This window comes from Pseudomonas citronellolis (genome assembly GCF_900112375.1).
Lineage (GTDB): Bacteria > Pseudomonadota > Gammaproteobacteria > Pseudomonadales > Pseudomonadaceae > Pseudomonas > Pseudomonas citronellolis.
Genome location: NZ_FOLS01000037.1, coordinates 48133 through 71925, shown reverse-complemented (window position 1 = coordinate 71925; position 23793 = coordinate 48133). Strand labels below are relative to the sequence as shown.

At 69.3% G+C, this 23793-nt stretch carries 20 protein-coding genes and 1 pseudogene; 10 read left to right on the top strand and 11 right to left on the bottom strand.

Annotated features, from left to right (window positions below; translation table 11 throughout):
* A pseudogene (locus tag BM060_RS27660) lies at positions 1–252 on the top strand (IS481 family transposase); the annotation flags it as partial.
* A gap of 189 nt (positions 253–441) precedes the next feature.
* On the opposite strand, the gene BM060_RS27655 reads toward BM060_RS27660, so the two are convergent.
* Positions 442–1380: an alpha/beta fold hydrolase gene (locus tag BM060_RS27655; protein ID WP_074985024.1), complete on the bottom strand. Its 939-nt coding sequence runs from the start codon at positions 1378–1380 to the stop codon at positions 442–444.
* 69 nt (positions 1381–1449) lie between these two features.
* Positions 1450–2112: a TetR/AcrR family transcriptional regulator gene (locus tag BM060_RS27650; RefSeq protein ID WP_074985022.1), complete on the bottom strand. Its 663-nt coding sequence runs from the start codon at positions 2110–2112 to the stop codon at positions 1450–1452.
* Between the two features lie 90 nt (positions 2113–2202).
* Between BM060_RS27650 and BM060_RS27645 the strand changes: the two genes are divergently transcribed.
* Entirely contained in the window at positions 2203–3060 is an 858-nt protein-coding gene (locus BM060_RS27645) for a hypothetical protein (RefSeq protein WP_074985020.1), read from the top strand.
* Between the two features lie 324 nt (positions 3061–3384).
* Here BM060_RS27645 and BM060_RS27640 read toward each other — a convergent pair whose 3' ends face one another.
* Together BM060_RS27640 and BM060_RS27635 are read right to left on the bottom strand one after the other, a co-directional pair.
* On the bottom strand, positions 3385–6114 hold the full coding sequence (locus tag BM060_RS27640) for a winged helix-turn-helix domain-containing protein (protein ID WP_074985017.1): 2730 nt from the start codon (positions 6112–6114) through the stop codon (positions 3385–3387).
* A 536-nt stretch (positions 6115–6650) separates the two neighbouring features.
* Positions 6651–8546, bottom strand: a complete 1896-nt coding sequence (locus BM060_RS27635; protein WP_074985031.1) for a propionyl-CoA synthetase — start codon at positions 8544–8546, stop codon at positions 6651–6653.
* Positions 8547–8818: 272 nt separating this feature from the next.
* Between BM060_RS27635 and BM060_RS27630 the strand changes: the two genes are divergently transcribed.
* Both BM060_RS27630 and BM060_RS27625 read left to right on the top strand, forming a co-directional pair.
* Positions 8819–9712 (top strand): AraC family transcriptional regulator, encoded by an 894-nt coding sequence (locus tag BM060_RS27630; RefSeq protein ID WP_074985014.1) that lies wholly within the window; start codon positions 8819–8821, stop codon positions 9710–9712.
* 92 nt (positions 9713–9804) lie between these two features.
* Positions 9805–9984, top strand: coding sequence for a hypothetical protein (locus tag BM060_RS27625; RefSeq protein WP_009616018.1), 180 nt, complete (start codon positions 9805–9807; stop codon positions 9982–9984).
* Between the two features lie 6 nt (positions 9985–9990).
* Here the strand turns inward: BM060_RS27625 and BM060_RS27620 are convergent, their stop codons facing one another.
* From BM060_RS27620 to BM060_RS27610, 3 genes are all read right to left on the bottom strand, one after another.
* Positions 9991–11166 carry a multidrug effflux MFS transporter gene (locus BM060_RS27620; RefSeq protein ID WP_074985012.1) on the bottom strand — a complete coding sequence of 392 codons (1176 nt, stop codon included), beginning with the start codon at positions 11164–11166 and terminating at the stop codon, positions 9991–9993.
* A gap of 177 nt (positions 11167–11343) precedes the next feature.
* Entirely contained in the window at positions 11344–14508 is a 3165-nt protein-coding gene (locus tag BM060_RS27615; RefSeq protein ID WP_074985010.1) for an efflux RND transporter permease subunit, read from the bottom strand.
* A gap of 13 nt (positions 14509–14521) precedes the next feature.
* Positions 14522–15706, bottom strand: a complete 1185-nt coding sequence (locus BM060_RS27610; protein ID WP_074985008.1) for an efflux RND transporter periplasmic adaptor subunit — start codon at positions 15704–15706, stop codon at positions 14522–14524.
* A 148-nt stretch (positions 15707–15854) separates the two neighbouring features.
* On the opposite strand from BM060_RS27610, the gene BM060_RS27605 reads away from it, so the two are divergent.
* Entirely contained in the window at positions 15855–16508 is a 654-nt protein-coding gene (locus BM060_RS27605; RefSeq protein WP_074985005.1) for a TetR family transcriptional regulator, read from the top strand.
* On the opposite strand, the gene BM060_RS27600 is transcribed toward BM060_RS27605, so the two are convergent.
* Positions 16487–16684 carry a heavy-metal-associated domain-containing protein gene (locus BM060_RS27600; protein WP_009616013.1) on the bottom strand — a complete coding sequence of 66 codons (198 nt, stop codon included), beginning with the start codon at positions 16682–16684 and terminating at the stop codon, positions 16487–16489. The genes BM060_RS27605 and BM060_RS27600 overlap by 22 nt on opposite strands.
* 152 nt (positions 16685–16836) lie before the next feature.
* Between BM060_RS27600 and BM060_RS27595 the strand changes: the two genes are divergently transcribed.
* From BM060_RS27595 to BM060_RS27575, 5 genes are all read left to right on the top strand, one after another.
* Positions 16837–17241: a hypothetical protein gene (locus BM060_RS27595; protein WP_058070664.1), complete on the top strand. Its 405-nt coding sequence runs from the start codon at positions 16837–16839 to the stop codon at positions 17239–17241.
* Between the two features lie 109 nt (positions 17242–17350).
* On the top strand, positions 17351–19774 hold the full coding sequence (locus BM060_RS27590; protein ID WP_074985002.1) for a heavy metal translocating P-type ATPase: 2424 nt from the start codon (positions 17351–17353) through the stop codon (positions 19772–19774).
* On the top strand, positions 19761–20162 hold the full coding sequence (gene cueR / locus BM060_RS27585) for a Cu(I)-responsive transcriptional regulator (RefSeq protein WP_074985000.1): 402 nt from the start codon (positions 19761–19763) through the stop codon (positions 20160–20162). Before BM060_RS27590 ends, cueR begins: the two co-directional genes overlap by 14 nt.
* A 254-nt stretch (positions 20163–20416) precedes the next feature.
* A complete protein-coding gene (locus tag BM060_RS27580) occupies positions 20417–20671 on the top strand; it encodes a type II toxin-antitoxin system HicA family toxin (RefSeq protein ID WP_074984997.1) in 255 nt (84 codons plus the stop codon).
* Positions 20668–20994 (top strand): type II toxin-antitoxin system HicB family antitoxin, encoded by a 327-nt coding sequence (locus tag BM060_RS27575; protein ID WP_074984995.1) that lies wholly within the window; start codon positions 20668–20670, stop codon positions 20992–20994. The genes BM060_RS27580 and BM060_RS27575 overlap by 4 nt, the downstream gene beginning before the upstream one ends.
* 298 nt (positions 20995–21292) lie before the next feature.
* On the opposite strand, the gene BM060_RS27570 is transcribed toward BM060_RS27575, so the two are convergent.
* From BM060_RS27570 to BM060_RS27560, 3 genes are all read right to left on the bottom strand, one after another.
* Entirely contained in the window at positions 21293–22183 is an 891-nt protein-coding gene (locus tag BM060_RS27570) for an EamA family transporter (protein WP_074984993.1), read from the bottom strand.
* An 89-nt stretch (positions 22184–22272) separates the two neighbouring features.
* Complete coding sequence (locus tag BM060_RS27565) at positions 22273–22824, bottom strand: nucleotidyltransferase family protein (RefSeq protein ID WP_074984991.1); 552 nt, start codon at positions 22822–22824, stop codon at positions 22273–22275.
* Positions 22821–23714, bottom strand: a complete 894-nt coding sequence (locus BM060_RS27560; protein WP_074984989.1) for a PA4780 family RIO1-like protein kinase — start codon at positions 23712–23714, stop codon at positions 22821–22823. The genes BM060_RS27565 and BM060_RS27560 overlap by 4 nt, the downstream gene beginning before the upstream one ends.
* Between the last annotated feature and the right edge of the window lie 79 nt (positions 23715–23793).

Genomic DNA, 23793 nt, shown 5'->3' with positions numbered 1-23793 from the left:
CCCTTGACGCGTTACCGGAGCAGCCCCAGGCCATACCCGGAAAAGTTGCTGGAAGTGGAGTACGAGCCCGGAGAGCGGGTGCTGACGGTACATACCAAGGGCCAGATTCGCCTCGATGGCCGAATGGTATTCGTCAGCGAAGGTCTGGCGGGTGAGCGAGTCGCCATCCGCCCCGCCAAGGAGGATGGCGTACTCGACATCATTTTCATCAACAAAACGGTCCGGCAGGTCGACCTCAGGCAGCCGGAGTGACCATGGGAAACCGTTACCCATGTGTCCCGACAGGCGTTACCTATGTGTCCCGGCAGAACACAAGCTCAACCCATCCTACGAAAAGCATCCCGGCGCAGCCTGCGCCCATGTCCGCAATCCGCCGAAAGGCGTTCCCCCTGCACAACGAAAGAGCCCCGGCGAACCGGGGCTTTTTCATCGCAGGCCCGATCAGGCATGCAGGAAGCGCAACGCATCCGCCGCCGTCTGCTGCGGGATTTCCTCCATGGGAATGTGGCCCACCCCGGGATAAGTTTTCACCTGGATGCCCGGCAGGTCGCGCTGCCACAGCGGCACGTGCTTCGGCGAGATCCAGCGGTCGCGCTCGCCCCACATCAGCAGCGTCGGCACCTTGATCTGCGCCACCCGCGCCGGGGTGCCCGGCAGTTCCTCGCGGTTGGCCTTCACCAGCACGCGGAAGATGTCGATCATGGCGCGGCGGTTGCCCGGGCGGCGGCTGATGTCGTAGTAGCGATCGACCACCCCGGGCTGGATGCGCTGCGGGTTGCCGTAGACCTCCCTGATCCCCTGGGCCACCAGGGCCCGCGGCATCCAGGCCGGCATCAGCAGGCCGGCGCCGGGTAGCGCGGCGCTGGCGATCATCAGCGGCACCTTCTGCATGTGGTAGCCGGCCGGGTCGACCAGGATCAGCCTCTCCACCCTGTGCGGCTGGGCCAGGGCGTAGTTCCAGGCGATGTAGCCGCCCAGGGAGTTGCCGGCGATGGAGACCTTGTCCAGCCCCAGGCGTTCGAGGAACAGGCCGAACACCTTCACCAGGCGCTCGCCGCTGTAGTCGCGGTCGTGGCCGCCGCCGGTGAGGCCGAAGCCGGGCACGTCGAGGCGGACGATGCGGAAGTGCCGGCCCATCTCGGCCACCCAGCCGTCCCAGGTGTGCAGCGACGCCATCACCCCGTGCACCAGCACCAGCACCGGCTTGTCGCGGCCGCCCTCGTCGCGGTAGTGGATCGGGAAGCCGTCCACCTCGATGAAGCGCGAACCGGCCTCGGCCGGGGCGTAGCGGTCGATCAGGGCCTCCAGCGGCAGGGCGCCGAAGCCCAGGCGGGCGAAGCCGGCCGCCAGCGGCGGTTGCAGGCTATAGGTTGCGGACATGGGGCACTCCGGTGCGCGTTGTTGTCGATGCCCGATCAGAGCACAGCGCCCCAACGCGTTGCGCCCAACCTAGGTAGTGCGCTTGCAGAGGCTGTCGACCAGCAGGTCGCCGAGCACCCGCTTGACCTCCTCCAGGTCGGGCCGCACGGCACCGCCGAGCAGTTCGTGGGAGGCCGCCTCCAGAGCCCAGAGCAGCGCCTGGTAGGTCAAGGGCGCGTGTTGCACGCCCTCGCCGACGAAACGTTCCTCCAGCAGCGCCTGCAACTCGTGCAGCGCCTGGCGGCGGTGCGCGGCCAGGGGTGAGTCGGAGCGTAACGCTTCCTCGTGCATCAGGCGGATGATCGGCCCCACCGCCTGGTGGTAGTCGAAGAAGCGCGCGACCATGGCGCGCAACCAGGCCTCGCTGCTGCCGGTGGCGGTGCGCATCTCGCGGAAGCGCATCAGCAGCAGCTGCACGGCGGTGCGGTAGATGCCTTCGAGCACGTCGAGCTTGCCGTCGAAGTACTTGTAGAAGGTGCGCCGCGAGACCTTGGCCGCCGCCAGCAGGTCGTTCACCGTGGTCTCGGCAAGGCCCTTGGCGACGAACACCGGAATGCTCGCCAACTGGATGTTGGCGCGCTGCAGGTGGTTGACCAGCGGCCCCTCGCCGCTGCCCTCCTGGCGCGCCAGGGCGCCGTAGCCGCCTAGGTCCTCGAACACCGCCAGCACCGCGCCGGATTCCTGGATCGTCATGCCCCCTCCACCCAACCAAGGCGCGGGGTGACGCCGGCCCCGCCCGTCGCTAACCTAGGCCGACCGCTCCCGCGCAAGGAAAGCCCGTTCGTGCCGACCCTAACACGCCGCCTGCTGTGGCCGCTGGCCATCCTTTTGCTGGTCGTCTGCCGCCCCGCCGCGGCCGCCGGCAACGAGCTGTTCTACCTCGGCCAGCGCATCCCGGACATCCAGCGCACCTGGACCAGCGAGGACTACCAGCAACTGATCGACGCGCTGAAGAAGATCGAGGAGACCCAGGCCAACAGCCTGCCGCGGCGCAGCGGCGAATTCACCGGGCCGATCTACCAGCGCATGGTCAGCGAGGAAAACTTCCGCCCGCAGATGAACATCTACGCGCCGCTGGAGCTGCGCCAGAACGAGGCGCGCGAGGTGCTGTTCAAGCTCAAGGAGCTGATGCGCCTGTACTTCGACTTCCGCGCCGCCAGGCAGCCCTACGGCGCAGAAGCCCTGGGCCTGATGAGCTATTCGCTGCGCGAGCAGGCCATCCTGTTCAACCTGACGGTGGAATTCTGGATGACCCTGGCGCAGAGCGAACAGCGCAACCCGGTGCGCCTGAAGGGCATGCAGGAAGCCAAGGCCGCGGCGGCGATGCTGACCAGCAGCGCCCTGGACTACCTGGACCTGACCGCGCAGTTCGAGCGCCAGGACCTGGTGCTGTACAGCGCCGAACTGGCCAAGCAGTTGCCGGAGCTGTTCATCCACCTGCCCGGCGAAACCCGCGGCCAGCTGCTGGCGCGGGTGCAGGCGTTCGCCGACAAGCATCCCTACCCGGAAGTGCGGGAAAACATGCGCGAGCTGCTGCCGGTACTGCAGGGCATCCAGGCCGACGTGCAGCGCCAGCTGGCCAAGCCGGCGAAGGGCGCGCCGGCGCCGAAGGCGTTGGATTTGAGTCCGCCGAAGGAATAAATAGCGCGGATCGCAGCTCTTCGTAGGAGCGAGCTTGCTCGCGAACGGGATTTACCGGCAGCAGCTGTGTTTCGGATCGACTCCGTTCCCTCTCCCCAGCCCTCTCCCTGAAGGGAGAGGGGGCTTGTCCGTGCCGGCTGAAAGCAAGGCTTCAGCCGGGTGTCACAGCATCCGGCGAACTCCAGAGCATCCAGGCACTCCGAACGGTCCCCTCTCCCTTCAGGGAGAGGGTTAGGGAGAGGGCGCTCTTCAAGGCCAGCACCGAAGCCAACGGCAGAACACGTTCGCGAGCAAGCTCGCTCCTACGAAGAGCTCAGCGCCCAACTAACGCAACAACCCCAACACCTTCGCCCGGGCCACCGCCTGGGTGCGCCTTTCCACCCCGAGCTTGTCGTTGATGTGCCGCGCATGGCTCTTCACGGTATGCAGCGAGATGAACAGGCGCTCGCTGATTTCCTGGTTGGACAGGCCCTGGGCGATCAGCTCCAGCACCGCCAGCTCGCGGCCGCTGAGGCCGTCGGCGAGGGTGGCCGGGCGTTCCGCCTGGGCCGGCAGGCGTTGCAGCAGCAGGCGTTGCAATGGACAGGGCGCGCGCTGCTCCAGTTGCTCGCGCAGCCAGTCCGGCTCCTGGGCCAGCAGTTCCTGCAAGGGCAGCAGCGCCCCGCCGACGGCGCCTTGCAGGCAGGCGTCCAGCGCTTCGCGGGCCTCGCGTTCGCGGCCTTGCTGCAACAGCAGGCCGGCCAGTTGCGCCTGGGCCAGGCGCGCCGGCATCTGCGCCCCGGCCGGCTGCGCCGCGGCGATCAGCGTGCGCAGGCGGCGCTCGGCCTCGGCCGGGCGCTCCTCGCGGCGGGCCAGTTGCGCTTGCAGCAGTTCGATGTAGTACGGCAGTTGCGGGTGGCACTCCGGCGGCGTCGCCGGGTTGGCCCCGGAGTAGGTTTCGCCCAGGCGCTCCAGCCAGGCCGCGGCCAGCTCCAATTGGCCCTGGGCCAGCCACAGCTCGCATTTGACCAGGGTGATGACCGACAGGTAGTACACCGGCGGCACATCCCACACGTGCATCAGCCGCTCGGCCTCGGCCAGTTGGGCGAAGGCCTGGGTGTAGTTGCCCTGGCGCCCTTCCAGGCCGGCCAGCGCGCAATAGCCGATCACCAGGCTGACGTCGCGGCAGGCGCGGGCCTCCTCGATGCCGGCGCGCAGTTTCTGCCGCGCCTCGTCGCCCTGCAGGCCCAGGCCGCGCAGGTAGCCCTGGTAGATCAGCAGCCGGCCGCGCACGGCGTAGCGCCGGTGCGCCGGTTGCCCGGCCAGGCGCGCCAGGCCCTGTTCCAGTTCCTCGCCGGCGCGCAGCACCTCGCCGCGGGCCTGCAGGCCGCGGGCGCGGTCGTAGTGCACCAGCGCTTCCAGCAAGGGATTGCCGAAGCGCTGCGCCAGTTCCAGGGCCTCGCGGTTGAGGCCGCGGGCGCCCCAGGAATCGCCGCGCACGATGGCCAGGTTGGCCAGGCTCGACAGGCACATCAGGCGCGGCCCGGAGCGTTCCGCCGGGAGCTGCGCCAGGGCCTCGGCGCAATGCCGTTCGGCGCCTTCGATGTCGCCACGGCCGCGGGCGATGATGCCGGCCAGGGCCTGCCACTGGGCCAGCAGGTCGGCCTGGGTGGCGGCGTCGGCGGCCGGCAGGAAGCGCGCCAGCTGGGCGCCCAGTTCCTCGGCGGCGTCCAGCTGGCAGGCCAGGGCCAGGGCCCAGCTGTACAGCACGATCAACCGCGGCGTGCTGGCCAGCAGGCTGTCGGGCAGGTCCATCTTCCAGCGCAGCAGGGTGGCGACGTTCTGCTCGGCCAGCAGCTGTTCTTCCGACAGGCTCTGCACCAGGCTCGCCGCCACTTCCGGGTGGCCGGCGCGCAGGGCCTGGTCCACCGCCTCGTCGAGCAGCCCGCGGGAGCTGAACCAGCGGCAGGCGCGCAGGTGCAGCGAGCCCGCCGAGGGGCCGTCGGCCGGCAGTTCGCGGGCCAGCAGCAGGTCGGAGAACAGGTGGTGGTAGCGGAACCACTGGCCCTGCTCGTCCAGCGGCACCAGGAACACCTGGTGCCGCTGCAGGTGGCGCAGGATGGCGGCGCTGTCGTGGCTGTCGCGCAGGGCGTCGCACAGTTCGCCGCAGAAGCGTTCGAAGCGCGCCGTCTGCAGCAGGAAGGCCTGGACCTCCGGCGGCTGCTTGTCGATCACCTCTTCCAGCAAATAGTCGCGGATCAGTTCCTCGGTGCCGTTCAGCGGCGCGTCGCAGCCCTGCCCGCCGAGGCCCTCGGGGTGGGCCAGCAGCCACAGGCGCAGGCCGGCGATCCAGCCTTCGCTGCGTTCGATCAGGCGCTCGACCAGCGCCTCGCTGGCCGGGGTGCCGCTGGCCGAGACCAGGGCGGCGGTTTCCTCGGCGGTCAGGCGCAGGTCCTGCTCGCTGAGCTCCAGCAGCTGGCGCGACAGGCGCAGGCGCGCCAGGTGCCAGTCCGGGCGCTGGCGGCTGGTGACCAGCAGCACCAGGCCGGGCGGCTGGTGGTTGAGGAGGAATTGCAGGCAGCGGTCGAGCACCGCGCCCTGGGCCAGGTGGTAGTCGTCCAGCACCAGCAGCAGCGGCGCCTCGGCGGACAGGCGCTCGGCCAGTTCGTCGAGCAGGTCGTCGAGCCAGGCCTCGAAGGCGAACGGCTGGTGGCGCTGGCGCATCTTCAGCACCGCCATGGCGTCGTCGCCGAGGCCCGGGAGGTACAGGCGCAGCCCTTCGAGCAGGCGTTCGAGGAAGCGCCCCGGGTCGCTGTCCCGCACGCTCAGGCCCAGCCACAGGCTGCGCCAGTGCGGCGCCAGGGATTCGCAGAACTCGATGGCCAGGGAACTCTTGCCGAACCCGGCCGGCGCAGAAAGCAGCAGCAGGCGCCCACCCAGGCCCGCGCCCATGCGCTGGCACAGCCGCGCGCGGCTGACGTAGCCGGCGGGCAGCGGCGGCCGATAGAAGCGGCTGCCGCCTGGCGGCGGGCTGCTGGCCTCCGGCGGGGGTGGCAGAGTCGAGAAGTCGGTCATGCCCTGGCTCTTGCTCTAGCTCTTATGAGGGATCCTTCGTAGCCGAGCCTAGTAGCTCGACCGGGCTATTTGAAGCCGAATTTGTTACATAATCCGGCGTTTTGCCACTAAATAATTCAGCATTCTCAGATAAATACGACATATTCCGACGGAACATCCTCTTCTGTATCGACAGCGGATTCCGTATTCACAGCCGGAATATCCGCCAATCATCGGAAAGGTAACGTGGTTCGCGGTTTGCTGAGGGTTGGCAGGCCTATGCGTTGGCCGCGCCGAGGTGTTCTTCGTAGGAGCGAGCTTGCTCGCGAATGAGCCCCGCAGCGGAGTCTGTTCGCGAGCAAGCTCGCTCCTACGAAAAGCCGTGCTCACCTGCAATGTAGGAGCGGACCTTGTCCGCGATGGCCGGGCATATCGGCGCGGTTCGCGGATGAGATCCGCTCCTACACTGCCCCACCTACGCCGCTCCTGCAAATGGACAAAAAAAGGGCCGCAACGCGGCCCTGGAGGAAAGCCGGCCCGCAGGCCGGCGCGTGGGTTCAGCTGGCCCGGGCTAGGCCCACGGCCTGCAGGCGGGCGGCGATTTCGTCGAGGATGGCCGGGTCGTCGATGGTGGACGGCGGCGCGTAGTCCTCGCCGTCGGCGATCTTGCGCAGCACGGCGCGGAGGATCTTGCCCGAGCGCGTCTTGGGCAGGCGCTTGACCACCACCGCGCGCTGGAAGCAGGCCAGCGCGCCGATGCGCTCGCGGACCAGCGCCACCAGCTCGCGCTGCAGCTGTTCCTCGGTGACGCGCGCGTCGTCCTTGAGCACCACCAGGCCCAGCGGCACGTGGCCCTTGAGCGGGTCCTGCACGGCGATCACCGCGCATTCGGCCACCGCTTCGTGCAGCGCCAGCAGCTCTTCCATCTCGCCGGTGGACAGGCGGTGGCCGGAGACGTTTATCACGTCGTCGGTGCGGCCCATGATGTGGACGAAGCCGTCCTCGTCGATGAAGCCACCGTCGCCGGTGTGGTAGTAGCCGGGGAAGGCCCGCAGGTAGGCGCTGAGGTAGCGCGGGTGGTCGTTCCAGAGGGTCTGCGCGCAGCCGGGCGGCAGCGGCAGGCCGATGACGATCGAGCCGGTCTGCCCCGGCGCCAGCAGGCGCCCCTCCTCGTCCACCACCTGCACGTCGTAGCCGGGCACCGCCAGGTTGCTGGAGCCGGCGCGCTGCTCCTGGCAGCCCAGCCCGGTGCAGGGCGCGGTCACCGGCCAGCCGGTCTCGGTCTGCCACCAGTGGTCGAACACCGGCTTGCCGGTCAGCTCCTCCAGCCACTGGTGGGTGCTGCTGTCGAGCTTCTCGCCGGCGAGGAACAGCTGGCGCAGCGAACCCAGGTCGTAGCGCTTGAGCAGTTCGCCGTTGGGGTCTTCCTTGCGGATCGCGCGGATCGCCGTGGGCGCGCAGAACAGCGCGTTGACCTGGTGTTCCTCGATCACCCGCCAGTAGCTGCCGGCGTCCGGCGTGCGCACCGGCTTGCCCTCGTAGAACAGCGTGGTGCAGCCGTTCATCAGCGGGCCGTAAACGATCAGCGAGTGGCCGACCACCCAGCCGACGTCGGAGATGCCCCACCAGACGTCGCCCGGCTGCATGCCGAAGATGGTCGGCAGCGTGTAGTGCAGGGCCACCGCGTGGCCGCCGTTGTCGCGCACTATGCCCTTGGGCTTACCGGTGGTGCCGGAGGTGTACATGATGTACAGCGGATCGCCGCTGGCCATCTCCACCGGGTCGGCCGGCTCGGCGTGGGCCACCGTCTCGCGCCAGTCGAGGTCGCGCCCGGCGTGCAGCTCGGCCATCGCCTGCGGGCGCTGCCAGACCAGCACCTGGGCCGGCTGGTGCAGGGCCAGCTCCAGGGCCTTGTCCACCAGCGGCTTGTATTCGATGACGCGCTCGAACTCCAGTCCGCAGGAGGCGGTGAGGATCAGTTTTGGCTTGGCGTCGTCGATGCGCAGCGCCAGCTCGTAGGGGGCGAAGCCGCCGAACACCACCGAGTGCACCGCGCCGATGCGCGCGCAGGCCAGCATGGCCATGGCCGCCTGGGGCACCATCGGCATGTAGATGATCACCCCGTCGCCCTTGCCCACGCCCAGGGCGCGCAGGGCGCCGGCCAGGCGCGCCACTTCGTCGCGCAGCTCGCGGAAGCTGTAGCGCTGCTGCACGCCGGTGACCGGGGAGTCGTAGATCAGCGCCGCCTGCTCGCCGCGGCCCAGGGCGATCTGCCGGTCGAGGGCCAGGTAGCAGCTGTTCAGGCGGCCATCGGCGAACCAGCGGTGGCTGCCGTCGGGGAGAGTTTCGAGGATGTTGCGCGGGCGCTGGTACCAGGCCACGGCCTCGGCCTGTTCGGCCCAGAAGGCGGCAGGGTCCGCAATGGAGCGGGCATGGGATTGCCGGTAATTCATCATCTGACCCTCTGAATTGTTTTTATCGAGGTCGAATAACGAGTATGGACAGGCCGCGGGGGGCCGCCATCAACCTTTGGTCGTAAGCCGGCGGAGCCTTCCTGGGAGACCGCGCCCCTCGGCCGAACCGGCTGCCCTGGGGACCAACCGGCTTTTATTGCGGGAGGCCATCACGCCCCCTCCTTCCCGGGCAAAGCTATCACCGGCATGCAGGCGCCAAGATCGACTAAATTGTGTTCTTGATGGATTAAATTGCTGAGCCTGCTACCCAGATGTCGAGAACCTCGGATTGGCCCCTGCCCGCCGACAGCCTGCGCCTGCTGCTGCCGCCCACGCTGCTCGGCAAGCTGGCCGCGCACCCGCTCAGCCGCGACCTCTACCCCACCTCCCTGGGCCATTACCGGCGCGCCCGCGACCACCAGATGAGCCGCGAGCGCCACGACGACCACCTGCTGATCTACTGCAGCGAAGGCCTCGGTCACCTGCTGGTCGAAGGCCCCGGCGGGCCCCTGGCGCTGACCATCGGCTGCGGCGACCTGGTCTGGCTGCCGCCGGGCATGGCCCACGCCTACCGCGCCGACGATTCGCAGCCCTGGACCATTTCCTGGGTGCACCTGCGCGGCGACGGCGCCGCCTGGCTGCGCCAGGCCGCCGGCTACGGGGCCTCGCCGGTGCGCCACTGGGGCGTGCAGCATGCCCTGCTCAGCGGCTTCGCCCAGTTGCTGGAGGCGCGCCACAGCGGCTACCGCTTCCAGCCCTTCCTGCTCGCCGCCAGCCGCCTGCGCGCCCTGCTCTGCCAGTTGCCGCTGCTGCGCCCGCTGCGCGAGGGCGGGCTGGACCTGGACGGCCTGCACGCCTACATGCGCGAGAACCTGCACCAGCGCCTGGACCTGGCCCAACTGGCGGCCTTCTGCAACCTGTCGAAGTTCCACTTCGTCAACCGCTACCGGGCGCTGACCGGGCGCACGCCGGTGCAGCACTTCCTGCACCTGAAGATCGAATACGCCTGCCAGTTGCTGGACAGCAGCGGGCACAGCGTCGCCCAGGTCAGCGAGGCCCTGGGGTATGACGACAGCTATTATTTTTCAAGACTTTTCAGCAAGGTCATGGGGCTCTCGCCCAGCGCCTACCGGGCCCGCCTGGGCGAGGGCCGCGGCGGCGCCTGAGGCCCCCGGCGCCGATTGTCGAGTCGCCCCGGACAGCCCGGCTGGCGGAACTACACTCAGCTTCCCCCCAACACAGACACGGGTGTCGCGCCATGCACATACTCGTTCGTCCGTCGGCCGGCGCCCAGGGCAAGCGCTGGCAGGTCTGCCTCGATCAGTTCGCCGTGGACTTCCGCAACGAGCAGGAGGCGCGGCACTTCGTCAGCACCCTGGAGGCCCGCCTGCGCGCGCCCCACGCGCTGCCGCGCACGGAGCAGCCACTGACCGGCTGAAGCGCCTCAGACGCTGCGCTCGCTGATCTGCCCGGTGTACCAGCCCAGCAGCGCCGCGCAGCCGCCGCAGGTCGTGATCACCAGCGCCATGGGCAGCGCGCTGCCGTCGTGCAGCGCGCCGACCAGCGCCGAGGCAGCCGCCGCCACCGTGAACTGCAGGCTGCCCATCAGCGCCGAGGCGCTGCCGGCGTGGCTGCCCTGCCCGGCCATGGCGCAGGCCGAGGAGTTGGGCAGCAGGAAGCCCAGGCTGGCGATGGCGCCGAACAGCGGCATCAGCAGCGGCCACAGGTGTTCCGGGCGGTACAGGGTGACCGCCAGCAGCGCCAGGCCGCAGAAGAAGTACACCCACACCGCGCGGCGCAGCCAGAACCCCGGCCCGCGGTAGCGCAGCAGCCGCGCGTTGACCTGGGCCATGAGGATGAAGCCGGCGGCGTTGCTGCCGAAGATCCAGCCGTAATGTTCCGCCGGCACCTGGTAGAGCTGGATGAACACGAAGGGCGAGCCGGCGATGTAGGCGAACATCCCGGCGATGGCCACGCCGCCGGTCAGCGCGTAGCAGAGGAAGGCGCGCTCGCCCAGCAGCCGGCGGTATTCCCTCAGGGCGCCGGACAGCGGTGGCCGCGGGCCGGCGGGGATGGTCTCGGGCAGCCACAGGGCGATGGCGCTGCCGGCTACGGCGCTGAACGCCACCAGGCAGAGGAAGATCGACTGCCAGCCGAACAGCCCCAGCAGCGCGCCGCCGCCCAGGGGCGCGAGGATCGGCGCCAGGCCCATCACCAGCATCAGTTGCGAGAAGGCCTTGGCCGCCGCCACCGCATCGCACAGGTCGCGCACCACCGCCCGCGAGATGACCATGCCGGCGCAGCCGCCCAGGGCCTGGACGAAGCGCGCGCCGATCAGCCAGTGCAGGTCCGGCGCGAAGGCGCAGGCCAGCGAGGCCGCGGTGAAGATGCTCACCCCCAGCACCAGCGGCAGGCGCCGGCCGTAGCGGTCGGCCAGCGGGCCATAGAGCAGTTGGCCGATGGCCAGGCCGGCGAAGTAGGCCGACAGGCTCAGCTGGATGTGCTCGACGTCGGTGCCGAAGGCCGCGGCCAGCGCCGGGAAGCTGGGCAGGTAGAAGTCGATGGCCATGGGGCCGAAGGCGCTCAGCGCGCCGAGGATCAGCAGGATGCGAAAGGTCATGGAACACCGTGGGCGCCGTCGCCGGCGGACGGGGCCTGGAAAGGTTCGGGCAAGAATTGCAAGCAGGCTAACGAAACGCCGGCAAGCATATCAATTCGCCGGCCCCGGGACAGGGCCGGAAGAGGAAATTTGCGAGCCGGCTTCAGGCCCCGGCCAGGCGGCCGGCACCCGTGCCCGTCAGTGCGCCGGCCCCTCCCCCTGGGCCGCTTCGGCCGCGGGCCGGGTCTTGGTCTTGCGCTTGCCCAGGCGTTCGGCGGCCGATTCCACCAGCATGTAGAACATCGGGATGAGGAAGGTCGCCAGCACGGTGGCCGCGAGCATGCCGCCGATCACCCCGGTGCCGATCGAATGGCGGCTGGCCGAGCCGGCGCCGCTGCTGATGGCCAGCGGCACCACGCCGAGGATGAACGCCAGGGAGGTCATGACGATCGGCCGGAAGCGCAGCTTGGCCGCCTCCAGCGCCGCCTGCAGCGGGCTCAGCCCCTGCTCCTCGCGGACCATCACGGCGAACTCGATGATCAGGATGGCGTTCTTCGCCGCCAGGCCGATCAGCGTCACCAGGCCGACCTGGAAGTACACGTCGTTGCTCAGCCCGCGCAGCCAGATGGCGAGGATGGCGCCGAACACCGCGAAGGGCACCGCGGTGACCACCGCCAGCGGCAGGGTCCAGCGCTCGTACTGGGCGGCGAGGATGAGGAACACCAGGATCAGGCCGAAGACGAACGCCGTGCTGCCCGAGCCCTGGGTCTCCAGCTCCTGGTAGGCCGAGCCGATCCAGGTGAGGAAGTAGCTGTCGCCGAGGGTCTGGTCGGCCACTTCCTGCATCGCCGCCAGGGCCTGGCCGGAGCTGTAGCCCGGCGCCGGGCCGCCGAGCAGCTTGGCCGCGGGGAACACGTTGAAGCGCGCGTAGGAATCCGGGCCGAGGGTGCGCTGCACGCTGACCAGGGCCGACAGCGGCACCAGGTCGCCGCTGGAGGAGCGCACGTACACCTGGGTCAGGTCCTCGGGCTTGCGGCGGAAGTCCGACTCGGATTGCAGGTTGACCTTCCAGGTCCGCCCATAGAGGGTGAAGTCGTTGACGTAGTAGGCGCCGAAGGTCGCCTGCATGGCGGTGAACACATCGTTGATGGCTACCCCCAGCGAACGCGCCTTGGTGCGGTCGAGGTTGATGAAGTACTGCGGCACGTTGGCGTTGAAGGTGCTGGTCACCCCAGCCAGTTCCGGGCGCTTGGCCGCCGCCGCCATGAACTTCTGCACCATCTGTTCGAGCTGCGCGGAGGTGCCGCCGCTACGGTCCTGGATGTACGCCTCGAAGCCGCCGGTGGTGCTCATGCCGGTGATCGGCGGCGGGTTGAAGCTCATCACCACGCCATCCTGCTGCCTGGCGCCCATGGCCATGAAGGTGCGCGTGAGGTTGCGCGCGTCCAGCTCGGGGGTCTCGCGCTCCTTCCAGTCCTTGAGGGTGACGAAGGACACCCCGGCGCTGGTGGTGTTGGCGTTGGTGAGGATGTTCAGGCCGGCGAAGGTCAGCACGTCCTGCACCGCCGGGTGCTTCTCCAACTGCTGCGAGACGGCGTCGGTGACCGCCTCGGTGCGCGACAGCGAGGCCGCCGGCGGCAGCATGTAGGCGTTGATCACGTAGCCCTGGTCCTCGTCGGGCACCAGCGAGCCGGGCACCCGGCCGAACAGCAGCAGCATCAGCGCGATCATCCCGCCGAACACCAGCAGGCCGATGAGCACGCGCTTGAGGAAGAACCGCACGCCGGCGCCGTAGGCCGAGGTGGCCGAGTCGAACATGCGGTTGAACCAGCGGAACGGCGCCGCCGGCTCCTTGTGCTCGGGCTTGAGGATCAGCGCGCAGAGCGCCGGCGAGAGGGTCAGCGCGACTATCCCGGAGATCACCACCGAGACCGCGATGGTGATCGCGAACTGCTGGTACATCTGCCCGGCCAGGCCGCCGAGGAAGCCCACGGGGACGAACACCGCGCAGAGCACCAGGACGATGGCGACGATCGGCCCGGTCACCTCCTCCATGGCCTTGATCGCCGCCTCCCGCGGCGGCAGCTTCTCGGTGCGCATCACCCGCTCGACGTTCTCCAGCACCACGATGGCATCGTCCACCACGATGCCGATGGCCAGCACCATGCCGAACAGCGTCAGCAGGTTGATGGAGAAGCCCAGCAGGTACATGCCGGCGAAGGTGCCGACCAGCGACACCGGGATGGCCAGCACCGGGATCAGCGTGGCGCGCAGGTTCTGCAGGAAGATGTAGACCACCAGCATCACCAGCACCAGGGCCTCGAAGAAGGTGTGCACCACCTCCTCGATGGATACCTTGACGAAGGTGGTGGTGTCGTAGGGGATCTTGTAGACGACGCCTTCGGGGAAGCGCTTGGCCAGCCGCTCCATGGTGGTTTCCACGGCCTCGGCGGTGTCCAGGGCGTTGGCCCCCGGCTGCAGGTAGACGCCGAAGGAAGCGTTGAGCCGCCCGTTCAGCGTGGTCTTCATCGAGTAGTCCTGGGCGCCCAGCTCGATGCGCGCGACGTCCTTCAGGCGCAGGCTGGCGCCGGTGCTGTCGGTGCGCAGGATGACGCCCTCGAACTCCTTCGGGTCGGTGAAGCGGCCCTGGGTGCTCACCGTGTAGGTGAAGTCCTGCGGGGTGTTCAGCGGCTCCTTGCCGAAGTTGCCGGCGGCGAACTGCGAGTTCTGCTCGCGGATGGCGTCGACCACGTCGCTGGGGGTGAGGTTGTACTGCGCCAGCTTGTCCGGGCGCAGCCAGATGCGCATGGCGTAGTCCTTGGAGCCGAACTGGGTGACGTCGCCCACGCCGGGGAGGCGCTTGAGCTCGTCGATGACGTTGATCAGCGCGTAGTTGCTGATGAACACCGGGTCGCGCGAGCCGTCCGGGGAGAACAGCGTCACCACCTGGAGGATGTCGGCAGACTTCTTCTGCACCTTCACGCCCTGCCGGCGCACTTCCTCCGGCAGCTTGGCCAGGGCGGCCTGGACCTTGTTGTTAACGTTGATGGTGGCCTGGTCCGGGTCGGTGCCGACCTTGAAGTACACGGTCAGGCTCATGGCGCCGCTGCTGTCGGAGTTGGACAGCTGGTAGATCATGCCCTCGACGCCGTTGATCTCCTGTTCCAGCGGCGCCGCCACGGTCTCGGCGATGACCTGCGAGCTGGCGCCGGGGTAGGAGGCGGTCACCGAGACCTGCGGCGGCAGGATCTCCGGGTACTGCGCCACCGGCAGCGCCCGCAGGGCCGCCAGGCCCGCGAGCAGGATGACGATGGAGATCACCATGGCGAACACGGGGCGGTCGATGAAGAAGCGCGAGATCACGATGGCCGCTCCTTCAGGACTGGGCTGGCTGGGCGGGGGCCTGCTGCGCCGGCGCGGCCGGCGCCTCGACGGCCTTCACCGGCTGGTCCGGGCGGACCTTGGGCAGGCCGTCGACGATCACCCTGTCGCCGTCGTCGACGCCGGAATCGACTATCCAGCGCTGGTTGACCACCTGCGAGGTGGTCACCTGGCGCACGCGGGCGAAGCCGTCCTTGTCCACCACGTAGACGAAGGTGCCGCGCGGCCCCTGGGCCAGGGCGCGCTCGGGCACGGTCACCGCGGCCTTGCGGACGATGCCGGTGACCACCACGCGGACGAACTGGCCGGGGATCAGGTGGGTTTCCGGGTTGGGCACCACGGCGCGGGCGTTGATGGTGCCGGTGCCGGTGTTGACGAAGCTGTCGGTGAAGTCCACCACGCCGTCGATGGGATAGCGGCTGCCGTCGCCGAAGAAGATCTGCGCGTTCAGCTTGCCGTGCTCGGGCAGCACCAGGCGGCCCTGCTGCACGCCCTCGCGCAGGCGCGCGGCCTCGGTGTCGGAATAGGCGAAGTTGACGTAGATGGGGTCGAGCTGGGTCAGCTCGGTGAGCAGGCTGGTGTTGGGGTCGCTGGCGGTGACCAGGCTGCCCTCGGAGCGGGTCTCCTTGCTGGCCATGCCGGAGATGGGCGCCTTCACCGTGGTGTAGTCCAGGTCGATCTGCTTGGCGTCGACGTTGGCCTTGGCCGCCTCGACGTCGGCCTTGGCCTGCTCGTAGTCGGAGGTGTAGCGGTCCAGCTCGCTGGCGCTGGCGAAGCCCTTGCGCTGCAGCTCGCGGATGCGCTTGAGGTCGCGGTCGGTCTGGCGGTAGCGCGCCTGGGCCTGGGCCAGCGCTCCCTTGGCCTGGCCGAGGGCGGCCTGGTAGGGGCGCGGGTCGATCTGGAACAGCACCTGGCCCTGCTTCACCGGCCGGCCTTCCTCGTAGGTGCGCTTCTGCAGGATGCCGCTGACCTGGGCGCGCACCTCCACCTCGCGGTAGCCGGCCGCCCGCGCCGAGTATTCGAGGTTCAGCGGCAGGCTGGCGCTCTTGGCCACTTCCACCGTGACCTCCGGAGGCGGTGGCGCCGCGCTCCCCTCGTCCGCCAGGGCCGGTAGGACAGACTGCGCGGCAACCAGGGCCCACAGGGCCAGGGCGGCAGGCAAGCGCGGGGTGAACGGCATAGAACCTCTCCATGGAAAATGTCGACTAGGACGATTCGGCACGCTGTCGGGGGATAACTGCCATCCGCCGGTAACTCACGGTTCCCGCTCGAAATTTCAGTAAACTGCGGAAATACCAGTGAGCCTAGCCCGTATAGCAAACCGCGCCATGAGAAGAACTAAAGAAGATTCGGAACGGACCCGCCAGACGATCCTCGACTCGGCGGAGGCGCTGTTCCTGGAAAACGGCGTTTCCAGCACCAGCCTCGAGGAGATCGCCCGCAACGCCGGGGTGACGCGCGGGGCGGTGTACTGGCACTTCGAGAACAAGGCCCACCTGTTCAACGAACTGCTAGCCCAGGTGCGCCTGCCGCCGGAACAACTGGCCTTGCGCCTGTCCGGCTGCGACGGGGTGGACCCGCTGCAGTCGCTGTTCGACCTGTGCGTGGAAGTGGTGCACAGCCTGGCGCAGAACGCGCAGAAGCGCCGCGTGCTGACCATCCTGATGCAGCGCTGCGAGTTCACCGAGGAGCTGCGCGAGGCGATCCTCCGCCACAACGCCTTCATCCGCCAGTTCATCGACCTCTGCGAGCAGCTCTTCGCCCGCGACAAATGCCAGGTGCGGCTGCTGCCCGGGGTGACGCCGAAGACCGCCTCGCGGGCGGTCCACGGCCTGATCCACGGGCTGATCAACGACTGGCTGCGCGACCCGCAGCTGTTCGACCCGCTACAGGACGCCGAAGCGCTGCTCGAGCCGCTGTTCCGCGGCCTGATCCGCGACTGGAGCCGGGCCGGCGCGGCTCAGGCCAGCGCGGCCTCGTAGCCCTCCTCGCGGATCGCCGCCAGCACCTCTTCGGCCGCCAGGCGGCTGGCCACCCGCACCTCGCCGCCGGCCAGGTCCACCTGGACCTCGGCGGCGCCGTCGCGGGCCTGGATCGCCTGGGTGATGGCCCGCACGCAGTGGCCGCAGGACATGCCTTTCACACTGAACGCTTGCATGGTCGAACTCCTCGGGTTCGCTTGACGATGGGCGCAGTGTCGACCTTGCCACCGTGGCAAGGTCAAGCCCCCTGCGGCGCCACGCCGCGGGCTTGCCCCCGGCGCCGCCCTCGGCCAAGCTCTGCGCATCCGAGCCCTACCGGGAGCCCCCCATGCGCCGCCTGCTCCGCGCCCTGCCCTGCCTGCTCTGGCCCGCCCTGGCCCTGGCCGCCGACCCGCCGACGGTGCAGGCCTGGCCGCAGCAGGAACCGCCGCCGCCCGGCTACGCCGTGCTCAACATCAGCCGCCAGGGCCTGCAGAGCGGCAGCGCCTGCGACATCGACCTCTACGTGCGCGGCGAACTGCTGGCGCGCCTGCAGCCCGAAGGCACCGTGGCGCTGAACCTGTCCCCCGGCGAGGTGCCCATCCGCCTCGCCGTCTCCGCCACCGGCGCCTGCCGCGACGGCATGCAGCAACTGCAGGCGCAGACCCTGCGCCTGCGCGCCGGGGAGATCCGCAGCTACCGCATCGGCTACCGCGAGGGCGGGCTGTTCCTGACGCCGGTCAACGATCCCTGAGCGAGGGCTTGACCTTGCCCTCGTGGCAAGGTTCATCCTCGCAGCATCGTCGGATCGTGACCGCCGCGCCCGCCGGAAGCGGGCGGCGGACATCAGGAGGATCGTCCACATGAACAGCCCCATCGAGCTCGACCTGCCGGTGACCGGCATGACCTGCGCATCCTGCGTCGGCCGCGTCGAACGGGCCCTGAAGAAGGTGCCCGGGGTGCTCGCGGCCAGCGTCAACCTGGCCAGCGAACAGGCGCGGGTGAGCGTCGACTCGCCCGAACAGCTGCCGGCCCTGGTGGCCGCGGTGGAGAACGCCGGCTACCAGGTGCCCAGCCACAGCCTGGAGCTGGCCATCGACGGCATGACCTGCGCCAACTGCGTGGGCCGCGTGGAGCGCGCGCTGAAGAAGGTGCCCGGGGTGCGCGAGGCCAGCGTCAACCTGGCCAGCGAACGCGCCCGCCTGGACCTGCTCGGCCCGGTTGACCCGGCCGTCCTCATCGCCGCGGTGGACAAGGCCGGCTACCACGCCCGCCTGCTGCAGGCCGAACGCCCGGCCGAGGACCCGGCCCTGGCGCGCCTGGCCCGCGAGCGCTGGTTCCTGCTGGCGGCCATCGTCCTGGCCGTGCCCCTGGTGCTGCCGATGTTCGCCGAATGGGCCGGGCTGCACTGGATGCTGCCGGCCTGGGTGCAGTTCGCCCTGGCCACCCCGGTGCAATTCATCATCGGCGCGCGCTTCTACGTCTCGGCGTGGAAGGCGGTGCGCGCCCGCAGCGGCAACATGGACCTGCTGGTGGCCCTGGGCACCAGCGCCGGCTACGGCCTGAGCCTGTACCTGTGGCTGAGCGCCGCCCCCGGCGCCATGCCGCACCTGTATTTCGAGGCCAGCGCCGTGGTGATCGCCCTGATCCTCCTCGGCAAGTACCTGGAAAGCCGCGCCAAGCGCCAGACCGCCACGGCCATCCGCGCCCTGGAGGCGCTGCGCCCGGAACGCGCCACGCGCATCCGCGACGGCCACGAGGAAGACGTCGCCATCGCCGAGCTGAGCCTGGGCGACGAACTGCTGGTGCGCCCCGGCGAGCGCTTCCCGGTGGACGGCAAGGTGCTCGACGGCCGCAGCCACGCCGACGAGGCGCTGATCACCGGGGAAAGCCTGCCGGTGCCCAAGGCCCCGGGCGACAAGGTGACCGGCGGGGCCATCAACGGCGAGGGCCTGCTGACCATCCGCGCCACCGCCCTGGGCGGGGAAACCGTGCTGGCGCGCATCATCCGCCTGGTGGAAGACGCCCAGGCGGCCAAGGCGCCGATCCAGAAGCTGGTGGACAAGGTCAGCAACGTCTTCGTCCCGGTGGTGATCGGCATCGCCCTGGTCACCCTGGCCGGCTGGCTGCTGGCCGGCGCCGGCGTGGAAACCGCGCTGATCAACGCCGTGGCCGTGCTGGTCATCGCCTGCCCCTGCGCCCTGGGCCTGGCGACGCCGACGGCGATCATGGCCGGCACCGGCGTGGCCGCGCGCCACGGCATCCTGATCAAGGACGCCGAGGCCCTGGAAGTCGCCCACGCGGTGAGCGCCGTGGCCTTCGACAAGACCGGCACCCTCACCTCGGGCACGCCCAGCCTGGTCCACTTCGCCGTGGCCGAAGGCGAACCCGACGCCGCCCTGGCCCTGGCCGGCGCCCTGCAGCGCGGCAGCGAGCACCCGCTGGCCAAGGCGGTGCTCAGCGCCTGCGCCGAGCAGCACCTGCGCGTGCCCATCGTGAGCCACAGCCAGGCCCTGGCCGGGCGCGGCATCCAGGGCCAGGTCGGCGAGCGCCTGCTGGCCCTGGGCAACCGCCGCCTGCTCGACGAACAGGGCCTGGCCGCCGGCGAACTGCAAGACAAGGCCACGGAATGGGAAGGCCAGGGCCGCACCCTGTCCTGGCTGCTCGAACTGCAGCCGCAACCGCGCCTGCTCGGCCTGTTCGCCTTCGGCGACAGCCTCAAGCCCGGCGCCGCCGAGGCGGTGCGGGCGCTGCGCGAGCGCGGCATCGGCAGCCACCTGATCACCGGCGACAACCGCGGCAGCGCGCGGGTGGTCGCCGAAGCGCTGGGCCTGGACGACGTCCACGCCGAAGTGCTGCCGGCGGACAAGGCCGCGGTGGTGGCGCAGCTGAAATCCGGCGGCAAGGTGGTGGCGATGGTCGGCGACGGCATCAACGACGCCCCGGCGCTGGCCGCGGCGGACGTCGGCATCGCCATGGGCGGCGGCACCGACGTGGCCATGCACGCCGCCGGCATCACCCTGATGCGCGGCGACCCACGGCTGGTCCCCGAAGCCCTGGACATCGCCCGGCGCACCTACGCGAAAATCCGTCAGAACCTGTTCTGGGCCTTCATCTACAACCTGGTCGGCGTGCCCCTGGCCGCCTTCGGCCTGCTCAACCCGATGGTCGCCGGCGCCGCCATGGCCGCCTCCAGCGTCAGCGTGGTGAGCAACGCCCTGCTGCTCAAGCGCTGGAAGCCGACGCACGGCGCGAACGCAAAGGGAGATGGCGATGAACATCGGTGAAGCGGCGAAGAAGAGCGGCCTGTCGGCGAAGATGATCCGCTACTACGAATCCATCGGCCTGCTCGCCCCGGCCGGCCGCAGCGCCAGCGGCTACCGCCACTACAGCGAGCAGGACCTGCACCGCCTGGCCTTCATCCGCCGTTCGCGGGACTTCGGCTTCTCCCTGGAAGAAGTCGGCCGCCTGCTAGCCCTCTGGCAGGACCACCAGCGCGCCAGCGCCGACGTCAAGGCCCTGACCGGCCAGCACATCGCCGAACTGGAACGCAAGATCGCCGAACTCACCGCCCTGCGCGACACCCTGCAGGAACTCCACGACCACTGCCAGGGCGACCACCGCCCGGACTGCCCGATCCTCAAGGACCTGGAGTCGGGGAGTTGCTGTCACTGAGCGCAGCGAGTCTTTCGTAGGAGCGAGCTTGCTCGCGAATGGTGTTTACCGGCAGTCATGGCGATGGGTATCGCTTCGCTCAACCCATCCTACGACGGCAGTTCTCCTACGGTTGAGCAGTAGTCCGATCGGCGGATAACACCGTTGGCGTTATGCGCCCTACGAAACATCCCACACCCTGTCGGGAAAGCTCATTCGGCTGGCAAAACGCCTACGACGGTATCATAATCCGATACCAACAAGAGGCATCACGGATGAATAGCCGGCAGCGGGCGACCCTGGAAGCGCTCTACGCGGTCCCTACGCCATGCAACCTGGAATGGGCACGCATTGAATCCCTGCTGCTCTCGCTGGGCGCCAGGCTTATCGAAGGCAACGGCTCGCGCGTGCGCTTCGAGCTGAATGGCGTCATCGCCAGCTTCCACCGCCCGCACCCGGCCAAGGAAGCCAAACCCTATCAGGTCCGCGATGCGCGGGCCTTCATCGAACGAGCGGGATACGCACCATGAGCCCGATGAAATACAAAGGCTATGTCGCACGCATCGAGTACAGCGACGACGACGGGCTGTTCATCGGCCATATCGCCGGCATCCAGGACGTCATCGGTTTCCATGGCGAGTCGGTGAGCGAGTTGCGCCAGTTGTTCCATGAGGCCGTCGACGACTACCTCGACACCTGCGCCAAGCTTGGTCGCGAGCCACAGAAGCCTTACTCCGGCAAGCTCAGCCTGCGCCTGGACCCGGCACTGCATGCCCGCGTCGCGCTCAAGGCGGAGCTGAGCAACAAGAGCATCAACCAGTGGGTGGCGGAGCGGCTGAGCGAAGCGGTGTGATTAGTCACGGCTATGGGTATCGCTCCGCTCCACCCATCCTACGACGGCGTTTCTCCTGTGGTTGATCGGCGGTAGGGCGTAATTCGCCCTACGCGCCCGTGAAGCACGGCACTTCCCTGTAGGAGCGAGCTTGCTCGCGAACGGTGTTTACCGGCAGCAGCTGTGTTTCGGATTGACTCCGCACCCTCTCCCTAACCCTCTCCCTTCAGGGAGAGGGTTAGGGAGAGGGCGCTCTTCAGGGCCAGCACCAGAGCAACCTCACCACACCATCACCATAAGGCCTGGCCCTGAACCAAGGTCAGCCACGCACCTGCACCACCGCCCCGCGCCGCCACAGCGACGCCGGCAACACCGTCACCGCCAGCCCTACGAAGACCAGCGCGCAGGCCAGCCAATCCTGGGCGGTGAGTTGCTCTCCCAGCAGCAGCCAGCCGGACAGCAGTCCGGAGACCGGCACCGCCAGGGCGAAGGGAGTGACCTGGCTGGCCGGGTAGCGGCGCAGCAGGAAGCTCCACAGGCCGAAGCCCACGGTGGTGGCGAGGAAGGCGATGTACAACAGCGCGCCCATGCCTTCCCAGCTGATGCCGGTCAGCGCCGTCGAGATGGCTTCCGGGCCCTCGAAAATCCACGACAGGACCAGCAGCGGCAACGGCGGGATCAGGCTCACCCAACTGATCAGGCGCAGCATGTCGCTGGCCCCGGAGCGCTTGGTGGCGATGTTGGAGAAGGCCCAGGCCAGGGCCGCGGCCATCACCAGGGCGAAGGCCAGCAGGCTGTCGCCCAGGGGGCGTTCCAGGCCGATCAGCAGCAGGCCGCCGGCGGCCAGGGCGAGGCCGGCCAGGGCGCGGGCGCTGGGGCGTTCGCCGAGGAAGGCGGCGGCGATCAGCACGGTGAAGAACACCTGGCTCTGCAGCACCAGGGACGACAACCCGGCGGGCATGCCCAGGTGCATGCCGACGAACAGCAGGCCGAACTTGACCACCCCCAGCAGCACGCCGATCTGCACGATGCGCCAGAACGGCGCCGGCAGCGGCCCGCGCAGGAATACCAGCGGCAGCGCCGCCAGGGCGAAGCGCAGGGCGCAGAACAGCAGCGGCGGGAAGTCGTGCAGGCCGACCTTGATGATGACGAAGTTGACGCCCCAGATCAGCGTGACCAGCAGGGCGAGGAGGATGTGCGGCAAGGGCATGGCGGTGCTTCCGGGTGGGATCGGGCCACGCTAGCAGGGCCGCGGCGGGCTGTATGTACACAGTTGCCGCGCAAATGGCGCATACAGCGTCAGGGCAGTTCGATACGCAACTGCGGCCAGCGCCGTGTCCAGTCCTTGCCCCGCAGGCGCTGGCGGTAGACCTCGGGCTTGCCGCGGAAATGTTCGGTGGGGCGAACGCGCAGTTCGAACAGGTCGTCCAGGCCCAGCGGCGCCAGCAGCTCCAGGCCCTGGTCGGCGAGGCGCACCGCCACCGCGGTGCAAACTTCCGGCCAGTGGCGCATGGCGTCGGCGACGTCCGCATAGGGCGCATCGCCGTTGCGCAGGTGCATGCGCGCCTGGTTGCGTACCGACCAGGGCGCTTGCGGGCAGGCCCGGGCCAGGCGTCGCTCGAAGGCTTCGTCGGCCTCGGCTTGCAAGCAGCGGGCGTCGAAGTACAACACGTCCACGTCCGCCAGCGCGCCGGGGGCTAGCCCGTGCAGATGGTCCCAGACGGCGTTGCGCACGAAGCCGGCGCCGATCCAGGCGCCGGGCGGGCCGTACTCGCGCAGGGCGCGCAGCAGGCCCAGGCGTTGCGGGCAGGCGGCGAGCAGCGCGATCAGGCGCGCCGCCTGCGGGCTCACTGCAGCCACGGAGGTGGCGGCGGCTCCTCGGCGCGCGGCGGGCCATCCTGCTCGGCGCGGGCCGCCTCGCGGCGCTCCTGCTCGCGCAGGGCGGCGGCGATCTCGCGCATCACCGCATCGACGTCGGCTTCCTCTTCCGGCTCGTCGAAGAGGCCGGTCAGCGGGGTGTCCGGCTGCAGCTTGCCGTCCTCGTACAGCGCCCACATTTCCTTGGCGTAGCGGGTGTCCTTGAGCTCCGGGGCGAACTGGCCGAAGTAGGCGGCCATGTTGCCGACGTCGCGTTCGAGCATGCGGAAGGCGTGGTTGTTGGCCGCCGCGTCCACCGCCTGGGGCAGGTCGATGATCACCGGGCCGTCGGGGCCGAGCAGCACGTTGAACTCCGAGAGGTCGCCGTGCACCAGCCCGGCGCAGAGCATCATGACGATCTGGCGGATGAGGAAGTCGTGGTATTCGCGCGCCTGCTCCGGCTCCAGCACCACGTCGTTGAGGCGCGGCGCGGCGTCGCCGTCTTCGTCGGCGACCATTTCCATCAGCAGCACGCCGTCGAGGAAGTCGTAGGGCTTGGGCACCCGCACCCCGGCGTTGGCCAGGCGGAACAGCGCCGCCACCTCGGCGTTCTGCCAGGCCTCCTCCTGCTCGCGCCGGCCGTAGCGCGAGCCCTTGGCCATGGCCCGGGCCTGGCGGCTGTTGCGCACCTTGCGGCCCTCCTGGTATTCCGCGGCCTGGCGGAAACTGCGTTTGTTGGCCTCCTTGTAGACCTTGGCGCAGCGCAGCTGCTCGCCGCAGCGCACCACGTAGACCGCCGCTTCCTTGCCGCTCATCAGCGGGCGCAGCACTTCGTCGACCAGGCCGTCCTCGATCAGCGGCTCTATGCGTTTGGGTGTCTTCATCAGGCTCCGTCGTCGTTCTTATCCGGCCCATGCGGCCGCAGCCGCTCCTTATACGACATGCGCCGGGTGACGCCCAGCA